General features: G+C 32.6%; 8 protein-coding genes. 4 read left to right on the top strand and 4 right to left on the bottom strand.

Annotation, left to right across the window (positions count from 1 at the left end):
* Nucleotides 1–504: 504 nt before the first annotated feature.
* Nucleotides 505–1,041, bottom strand: a complete 537-nt coding sequence (gene gmhB / locus B6D18_RS11635) for a D-glycero-beta-D-manno-heptose 1,7-bisphosphate 7-phosphatase (RefSeq protein ID WP_086364600.1) — start codon at nucleotides 1,039–1,041, stop codon at nucleotides 505–507.
* Nucleotides 1,042–1,159: 118 nt separating this feature from the next.
* Between gmhB and metN the strand changes: the two genes are divergently transcribed.
* The 4 genes from metN (at nucleotide 1,160) to tsaA (ending at nucleotide 4,672) form a co-directional block, all read left to right on the top strand.
* Nucleotides 1,160–2,191: a methionine ABC transporter ATP-binding protein MetN gene (metN, locus tag B6D18_RS11640; RefSeq protein ID WP_086364601.1), complete on the top strand. Its 1,032-nt coding sequence runs from the start codon at nucleotides 1,160–1,162 to the stop codon at nucleotides 2,189–2,191.
* A 112-nt stretch (nucleotides 2,192–2,303) separates the two neighbouring features.
* Nucleotides 2,304–2,963 (top strand): methionine ABC transporter permease, encoded by a 660-nt coding sequence (locus B6D18_RS11645; protein WP_086364606.1) that lies wholly within the window; start codon nucleotides 2,304–2,306, stop codon nucleotides 2,961–2,963.
* 14 nt (nucleotides 2,964–2,977) lie between these two features.
* The gene (gene metQ / locus B6D18_RS11650; protein WP_086364602.1) at nucleotides 2,978–3,877 is read left to right on the top strand and encodes a methionine ABC transporter substrate-binding lipoprotein MetQ; all 900 of its coding nucleotides are present in this window, start codon (nucleotides 2,978–2,980) and stop codon (nucleotides 3,875–3,877) included.
* A gap of 84 nt (nucleotides 3,878–3,961) precedes the next feature.
* On the top strand, nucleotides 3,962–4,672 hold the full coding sequence (gene tsaA, locus B6D18_RS11655; protein ID WP_371328906.1) for a tRNA (N6-threonylcarbamoyladenosine(37)-N6)-methyltransferase TrmO: 711 nt from the start codon (nucleotides 3,962–3,964) through the stop codon (nucleotides 4,670–4,672).
* Nucleotides 4,673–4,888: 216 nt separating this feature from the next.
* Here the strand turns inward: tsaA and hslO are convergent, their stop codons facing one another.
* The 3 genes from hslO to B6D18_RS11670 are packed head-to-tail and all read right to left on the bottom strand — an operon-like array spanning nucleotide 4,889 to nucleotide 7,820.
* On the bottom strand, nucleotides 4,889–5,782 hold the full coding sequence (gene hslO / locus B6D18_RS11660; RefSeq protein ID WP_086364604.1) for an Hsp33 family molecular chaperone HslO: 894 nt from the start codon (nucleotides 5,780–5,782) through the stop codon (nucleotides 4,889–4,891).
* Complete coding sequence (gene hslR, locus B6D18_RS11665; protein ID WP_065578171.1) at nucleotides 5,754–6,152, bottom strand: ribosome-associated heat shock protein Hsp15; 399 nt, start codon at nucleotides 6,150–6,152, stop codon at nucleotides 5,754–5,756. The genes hslO and hslR overlap by 29 nt, the downstream gene beginning before the upstream one ends.
* Before the next feature lie 60 nt (nucleotides 6,153–6,212).
* Nucleotides 6,213–7,820: a hypothetical protein gene (locus B6D18_RS11670; protein ID WP_086364605.1), complete on the bottom strand. Its 1,608-nt coding sequence runs from the start codon at nucleotides 7,818–7,820 to the stop codon at nucleotides 6,213–6,215.
* Nucleotides 7,821–8,093: the final 273 nt, after the last annotated feature.

An 8,093-nucleotide genomic window follows, 5' to 3' on the forward strand; every position in this document is an offset into this window, starting at 1 on the left:
CGCTACACCTTTTCATTCGTCAAGATCTTTTTTTAAAATTTTTGATCTTGCTCACTAACACTGCTTTTGTCTGCTTGTCGCTGACGCCGTGTCAGTGGATGCGCATTATAGGCACTTCATTTTTTTTGGCAAGTGATTATTGCAAATTTATTTTTGTTTGTCTTTTTTTTACACAAGATGAGCTAAAAACAAACTAAAATGATACATTTTGTAGCAATTTCACCTTTTTAATTTTTATTTTGTTAGTTAAATTGTTTAATAAAAGAAAAATCAAACGGCAAAATTTAAAATAAATATTGACTAAATAACGATATCCATAACCATTTGCTTTTGAACATCCAGCTATATGGTCTTACATTTTTATTGTTTTCGTTATTCTCTCATTATAAATAGAATAACGAATATAGTTGTATTACTAATTAATACACCATTTTACGAATTAACATTCACATCATTCATCATTATTAAAAATATACAGCGTTTAAATTAAACGCTGTGGTTCTATTATAATCCTGCTTTAATCTTTTTCGGTAAATCAGCTAAACTATCAATTAACCAATCTGCTTGCGCTAACGCCTCTTCAGTTATTTCATCGCCGGTTTTAACTAGTACTGTTTTTTTAACCCCAGCTCGTTTTCCTGATAACAAGTCAGAAACCCTATCACCAACCATATAAGAATTTGCAATATCGATATTGAGTTCTTTAGCGGCAGATTGAATCATACCAGGACTTGGTTTGCGACAGTCACATTTATCCACTAGCGGATCATGAGGACAATAATAGACTCCATCTAAATCAACACCACGATCTTGTAGCGACCAATCCATCCATTCAGTCAAGGTATCAAACTGCTCTTGAGTAAATTTATTTCTAGCAATGCCTGATTGATTAGTGGTAATAACTAATAGAAAACCCATCTTTTTCAATTCTTGCATTGCGTCAATCACACCATCAATAAAGTGAAATTTATCAATAGTGTGTACATAATTATAATCTATATTAATTGTCCCATCTCGATCTAAAAATATAGCTGGTTTCATGTTTAATCATCTTCCTTTTATATGGATTCTTTTCTAACTTTATATAGGATATTATTGATTGACTTAGATGTCTAGACGTCTTAATATTTATCTATTCAGATTTTTGTTGTTATATATCATGATAAAATTAGAACATATCTCAAAGACATTTGAGCAAAATAAAACCATTATTCATGCCTTAAAGGACATTTCACTACATGTCCCAGAAGGTAAAATTTATGGTGTGATTGGTAAATCCGGCGCGGGTAAAAGTACATTGATACGTTGCGTTAACTTGTTAGAAAAACCAACAAGTGGAAAAATATTTTTCGATAACCAAGATATCACCCATTTATCTAATCGAAAGTTAATTGAAGTTCGTCGAAAAATTAGCATGATTTTTCAACATTTCAATTTACTTTCTTCTAGAACGGTATTTGATAATATTGCCTTTCCTCTTGAACTCAATAGAACCCCTAAAGCAGTCATTAAACAAAAAGTAAATGAACTTATTGATCTTGTTGGTTTAATTGAAAAAGCGAATGTTTATCCAGCGAATTTATCTGGTGGACAAAAACAACGCGTCGCTATTGCTAGAGCATTAGCCAGTGATCCAAAAGTATTATTATGTGATGAAGCAACGAGTGCTCTTGACCCAGAGACAACCCGTTCTATTTTAGAATTATTAAAAGATATCAACCAAAAACTAGGCTTAACCATTTTATTAATAACTCACGAGATGGATGTAGTTAAGCAGATTTGTGACCAGGTTGCTGTAATTAGTAATGGTGAGTTAGTTGAACAATCTTCAGTTGGCGAGATGTTTTCACATGCAAATACGGATATTGCAAGACAATTTATTCAATCAACATTGCATCTAACAATTCCAGATGACTATTTAGCAAGACTGACACCAGAACATAAAGAAGGACTTAATCCGCTGGTACGTATGGAGTTCACTGGCGTTTCGGTTGATTTACCATTACTGTCGCAAATAGCGAAAGAATTTGAAGTGGATAGTAATATTATTAGCGCTCAAATGGACTATGCTGGCGGTGTTAAATTTGGTTTGATGTTGACAGAAATGAAAGGCAAACAAAAAAGTACTGCATCGGCAATTGCGTTTTTAGAAAAGAATAATACTAAAGTTGAGGTGCTAGGTTATGTCTGATTTTCTTCCATCATTTAGACCATTTGAATCACTATTTCGTTATTTAGCTCAACATGGTTTCTGGGCAGATTTTGTTGCTTTTTGTTCATCATTTAATGGCTTTAATGAAGCAATGCTATTTAAGATTGCACAAGCAACAGATGACACCATTTATATGGTTTTCTTGTCAGGCTTGTATGGAATACTGATTGGACTGCCATTAGGTGTAATTTTATATGTAACCCGAAAGGGTAACATTCTTGAGAACTATATTATTCATAATATAGTTTCATTTGTTACAAATATATTTCGCGCCATTCCTTTCATTATACTAATCGTGTGGATAAAACCATTCACAATGGAAGTAATGGAAATTACCACGGGACAAAGTACCTTTTTAGGAAGACAAGGTGCTTTAGTTCCACTAAGTATTGGTGTAGCCCCTTTAATTGCAAAAATGATTGAAAATGCATTACTTGATATTCCCAAAGGATTAATTGAAGCAGCTCGTTCAATGGGTGCAACACAATTACAAATTATCTATAAAGTTTTACTTCCTGAATCATTGCCGATAATTATTAATAGCATGACAATAACTTTAATAACATTAACAGGTTACATAGCTTTAAGTGGAGCGGTAGGTGCAGGAGGTCTTGGCCAACTTGCTCTTCAATATGGTTATAATAGTTATAAGCCTGCTATAATGAACACAGTTGTTATATTATTAGTTATATTTGTATTCTTGATTCAATTTATTGGCAATAATATTGTTAAACGCGTTACCCACCATTAATCATGGAGAGAATTATGTCTATAAAAAAATTAGCACTAATAACCACACTGGTAAGTGCATTTTTCTTAACCGGTTGTGATAACAAACAAACAACTGCAACTGACAACAAACCAGCAGACCCAACTAAAGTCACAACTCTTAAAGTTGGTGTAATCTCGGGTCCTGAAGAAGAAGTAGCTGAAGTAGTTAAACAACAAGCGAAAAACCTTTATAATTTGGATGTTGAACTTGTCATTTTCAATGATTATGTCACACCTAATCAAGCTTTAAATGATGGTTTAATTGATATTAATGCTTTTCAACATAAACCATATTTAGACGAACAGATCAAAGAACGTGGCTATAAACTCTCAGTGGTTGGTAATTCTTTTGTTTACCCTATTGCAAGTTATTCACACAAATTAAAACCGATTGATAATAGCAGTGAAACAGGCGAAGGGGTAAAAGTAACTTCTCCTCGTGGTGAAACATTCTTTATTCCAGCTAATTCAACCATTGCTATACCTAATGACCCTACTAATTTAGGCCGTGCATTACTTTTATTACAACATGAAGGGTTTATTACTGTCGATAAAGCAAAAGGCTTACTACCGACTGTACTTGATATTACTGGTAACCCATACAATTACAAAATTGTAGAACTTGAAGCACCAATGCTTCCTCGTTCACTTGATGATTCACAAATCGATTTAGCTATTATCAACAATGCCTTTGCTGGACAAGCAAATCTAACCCCAAGTAAAGATGGTGTTTTTGTTGAAGATAAAGAATCACCTTATGTAAACATCATTGTTTCGCGTGAGGTTGACAAAGATAATGAAAATGTAAAAAACTTTGTTAAAGCATACCAAACTGATGCTGTAGCTAAAAAAGCCGATGAAATTTTCAAAGGTGGCGCTATTCGTGGTTGGTAATAGTACATTCGCAAACTATGATTAACTTACTCCCGTCGACTATTGTCGATGGGAGGACATTTAAAACAATTACACAATAATTCAATAATGACATCTCAATTTGAGCCAATTGGCATCATTCACTCACCCTATACTGAAAAATTTGCTGTACCACGCCAACCTAATCTTGTAACAGCAGCTGAAGGTGAACTACATTTGCTAGATAGATTTAATGATCCTATGAGTATTAAGGGATTAGAACAGTTTTCACATATATGGTTATTATTTCATTTTCATCATATTGATGCTAATAAACAGAAATTAACTGTCCGTCCGCCGCGTTTAGGTGGCAATAAAAGTTTAGGTGTATTTGCGACAAGATCACCATTTAGACCCAATAATATTGGGCTCTCAGTCGTTGAATTACTAGATATTATTATTGAAAACAAGCAGGTGATATTAAAACTAGGCGGTTTGGATCTAGTTAATGGTACACCAATAATTGATATAAAACCTTACTTACCTTATTGTGATAGCCATCCAGAGGCAATAGCTGGTTATGCGCAACAGCTTCCAACACAAAAACTTAAAGTAACATTTTCATCTGAAGCTGACATATTTTTACGAAGCCAAATACAGAATTATCCACAACTAAGCGAACTAATCGAACAAGTTATTTCTCAAGATCCGAGACCAGCTTATAAACAAAAAATTCTTCATGAGCAAAGCTATGCGATTACTCTGTATCATTTCAATATAACTTGGAAAGTATTAGGACATGCAGCCATTGTGGAAAATATTCAGACAATTAGTTAGTCGTACAAATACACTAATAAAAATAATAAATTATCGATTTAATATATTCAGGAATTAATCGGACAGTTTGTAAAGATAATTTTACAAAAAAGTTATGCGAAACCGATAATATTTATTTGGTGTGCTGAAATTATTTTGATAAATTAGTTGTGGGTTTAATTCCTTATATTTCACTTTGCCACTAAAATTTAATAATCTTAGTGGCTATTTTATAACTCAATGATAATTATTACTTTTCTTGTTTCTTAGCTCTGCTATATCAATAGCATCGAACAGATAATGTTTACCGCAGTAATCACAATGAATATCAATCTTACCACCATCTTCATTGAGAATATCATCAACTTCGTTAGCTGGTAATGTCATTAAGCTATCTTCGCAACGTTGTCGAGAACAACCACACTTAAACACAATATCGTGCGTCTCAAATAAACGAACTTCTTCTTGATTATAAAGACGATATAATATCTCATCAGTTGGCAATTGGAATAACTCATCACTAGTGATAGTCTCCGTCAATGCACAGAGATGTTCAAATGATTGTTCAATATCTTCGTTAGCAGGTAATACTTGTAATAAAATACCTGCCGCCATAGGTTTGTTATTATGAACCCCTGTTTTGACAAATAAACGGGTAGGAAGTTGTTCAGATTGCATAAAGTAATTTTCAATACAACCAATTAAAGTATCTTTTTCAAGGCCAACAATACCTTGATAACGCTCACCTTTTTTAGGTGTTATGGTAATGACGATATAGCCGTTACCCACCATTTCTTTAAGTGTAGCATTATCCGCTATTTCACCATTAACTCTAGCAACTCCACGTAATTGCTGCTCATTGTTACCATTTACTACTGCTAATGTCAGCGGGCCATCACCTTGCAATTGTACCGCGATATCACCATCAAATTTTAAAGTAGCAGTTAATAAACTGGTTGCTACTAACAATTCACCTAATAAATTTTGTACCGCTATAGGATAATTATGGTTTTCTAAAATTGCTTGGTAAGTATTTTCAAGCCGAGTAATCTCACCACGAACCGAATGATTATCAAATAAAAACCGATTTAAAGTATCCATATTAATTCTTGTCGCCTTGTTGTCTATCATATTTAAATTTAATTAATGTTCGCCGCTCTTTTTTATCTGGTCGTCGATCAGGATGCGGCATAGTTAATGCATTAAGTTTTCGAGCTTCAGCGATATTTTCTCGTTTGGTGATGCTTTCTAAGGTCTCTTGGTAAAGATATTCAGCTTCTCTAGCAGGCCTACGTTGATCACTAATAGCTAAAACACGAATTGTTTTTTGTTCATTGCCCTGTCTAAGGGTTAATATAGCACCAACTTCAACAATTTTACTTGGCTTTGCTCGTTGACCATTATAGTGGACTTTACCACCATCAATCATATCACGAGCGATGGAACGAGTTTTATAAAACCGAGCCGCCCATAACCATTTATCTAATCTTACTAGATACATCGTTTCCTCATTTAAAACTTAATACATCTTAAAACAGATATAAGGATAATTTTATTAAAATCAATGCTGTGAATAAATAGAATACTCATTATCGTTAGTAAAAAATGTTCCCGATAGACTAAACGGTGAAATTTCACCATGTAAATCAATACGATAATTTGATGATTCTGGTGGCGTTTGGACTAGCTGCCATTGATTTAGCAATTCACTAGTAATACCTTTAGCAATAATATGCAATGATTCAAACTCAGTTTGCAAAGGATTTATCGTTGCAATTGCGTCAAGTTTACCATTATTAATTAATGCGCTAAAACTTAATAACGCCCGATGTTGACTATCAAAACTGAGTGATAAATTAGGATATTTAACCGCAATTTTATTAATTGTTGCATCATTAGCTTTAAAAAATAACGAACCTGAATATATACCAATCCTTTTATCTTCCACTAGCCTAACATTGGTTCCAGAAACATTAAAGCTAGCGAGATTAAATGGATAATCTGACTTAGTGCTGATTAACGTACTTGGCATAACAGTTAACTGATCAATATCGACTTGATTAAATATACTCGGTAATAACCGTTGTTTGAAGTTATCAGGTAACTGATAATTAACACTGGCTAATAATAATGTTTTTAGATGTAATGCATTATTTCTCCAGCTACCAGTTAAACGGATATTACCGTCATTCCACTCCGCGATCGCTTTTAAAATGTCTACTTCATCGTCTTTACAAGATAGTTGTAGTAATAATGATGAAAGTTTTTCATCAAACCATACAACATTATCAGCACTAATAACAAAATTACTTTGTTTTAACTGCCATTGATTATCATCATAATCAATATTGGTTATGTCTATATTACCCTTTTCAATAGTTAAATTAGGCAATTGAATATTACTATCAAAGATTGAAAATTCTTGTAATTTGAATTTTGGCAGTTCAGACAAATATCTGTTTAAATCAGTCTCATTATTGACGTTAAAATGTATATTGTTTAATTTTAATTGTGCTATATCCAAACTATCATCTGCTAGCATTTTTAATTTACTAACAAAAAAACCATTACCAATATTACCACCTAAATTAGTAAGTGAAGTGATACCATCACGATAATATCCTTGCAGTAACACACTATTTACAGCCATTTGCTTAAATAATACTTGCTGGGCAGTTAAATCGAATTGATATGGTTGTTTACTCGATAAATCAAACGGTTTTATACCACCATTAACTTGTTGTAACAACAAAGGTTGTTGAGAATTATTCAACGAAAAATTTAAGGTTGTGTTATAAAACCGTAACACATTGGCCGTAAAATTCGATTGACTGATTTGAGAACCATTTAGCTTGCCATCAATGACATAAATATAGTTAAAATGATGGTATTGCCACAAATTTTGCTTATCAAAACCAACGATTAATTTACTGATATTAGCAACTTCTTGCTCATCCTTTTTTACCAATAAATTATCAACGCTTAACTCATAAAAATTAGCAAAAGAATGATTTATTTTGCCAATTGTAATAGAATAGGCTCCCAGCTTTGATAATTGTTGGCTTACTATTTTGGCACCAAAACTGGTCTGTAACAAAAAATAGCCAACTACAATTAACAACCAGAAAATCGAAAAGAGGATGATTAAACTAAATCGTAATCGTCTCATAAATAAGCTAAATAGTTATAATAAAAGGTTGGGATTTATATTACGATACCTGATTTTAACTAAAATAGCACTTGATTTTGTTATAAATGATTTGTTGTTAAACCTGTTTTGAAGTTAATATATAACTAAAACCCATTTTAACATTAGAATAACAAACTAAATTAATAATTTATCTCTCTCATTTGATTAAGATGAACATTTGTTATTCTTTTTATTTACTATATAAATAGGAAAAAACCGAGATGAAACAGATCCCAATGACAGTAAAGGGAG

The sequence above is a fragment of the Gilliamella sp. A7 genome (assembly GCF_002142015.1).
Lineage (GTDB): Bacteria > Pseudomonadota > Gammaproteobacteria > Enterobacterales > Orbaceae > Gilliamella > Gilliamella apis_A.

What these genes read in the sequence shown, in the direction of transcription:
- gmhB (WP_086364600.1), bottom strand. Translation starts at nt 1,041, where the DNA reads ATGAAACCAGCTATATTTTTAGATCGAGATGGGACAATTAATATAGAT.
- metN (WP_086364601.1), top strand. Translation starts at nt 1,160, where the DNA reads ATGATAAAATTAGAACATATCTCAAAGACATTTGAGCAAAATAAAACC.
- B6D18_RS11645 (WP_086364606.1), top strand. Translation starts at nt 2,304, where the DNA reads ATGCTATTTAAGATTGCACAAGCAACAGATGACACCATTTATATGGTT.
- metQ (WP_086364602.1), top strand. Translation starts at nt 2,978, where the DNA reads ATGTCTATAAAAAAATTAGCACTAATAACCACACTGGTAAGTGCATTT.
- hslO (WP_086364604.1), bottom strand. Translation starts at nt 5,782, where the DNA reads ATGATAGACAACAAGGCGACAAGAATTAATATGGATACTTTAAATCGG.
- hslR (WP_065578171.1), bottom strand. Translation starts at nt 6,152, where the DNA reads ATGTATCTAGTAAGATTAGATAAATGGTTATGGGCGGCTCGGTTTTAT.
- B6D18_RS11670 (WP_086364605.1), bottom strand. Translation starts at nt 7,820, where the DNA reads ATGAGACGATTACGATTTAGTTTAATCATCCTCTTTTCGATTTTCTGG.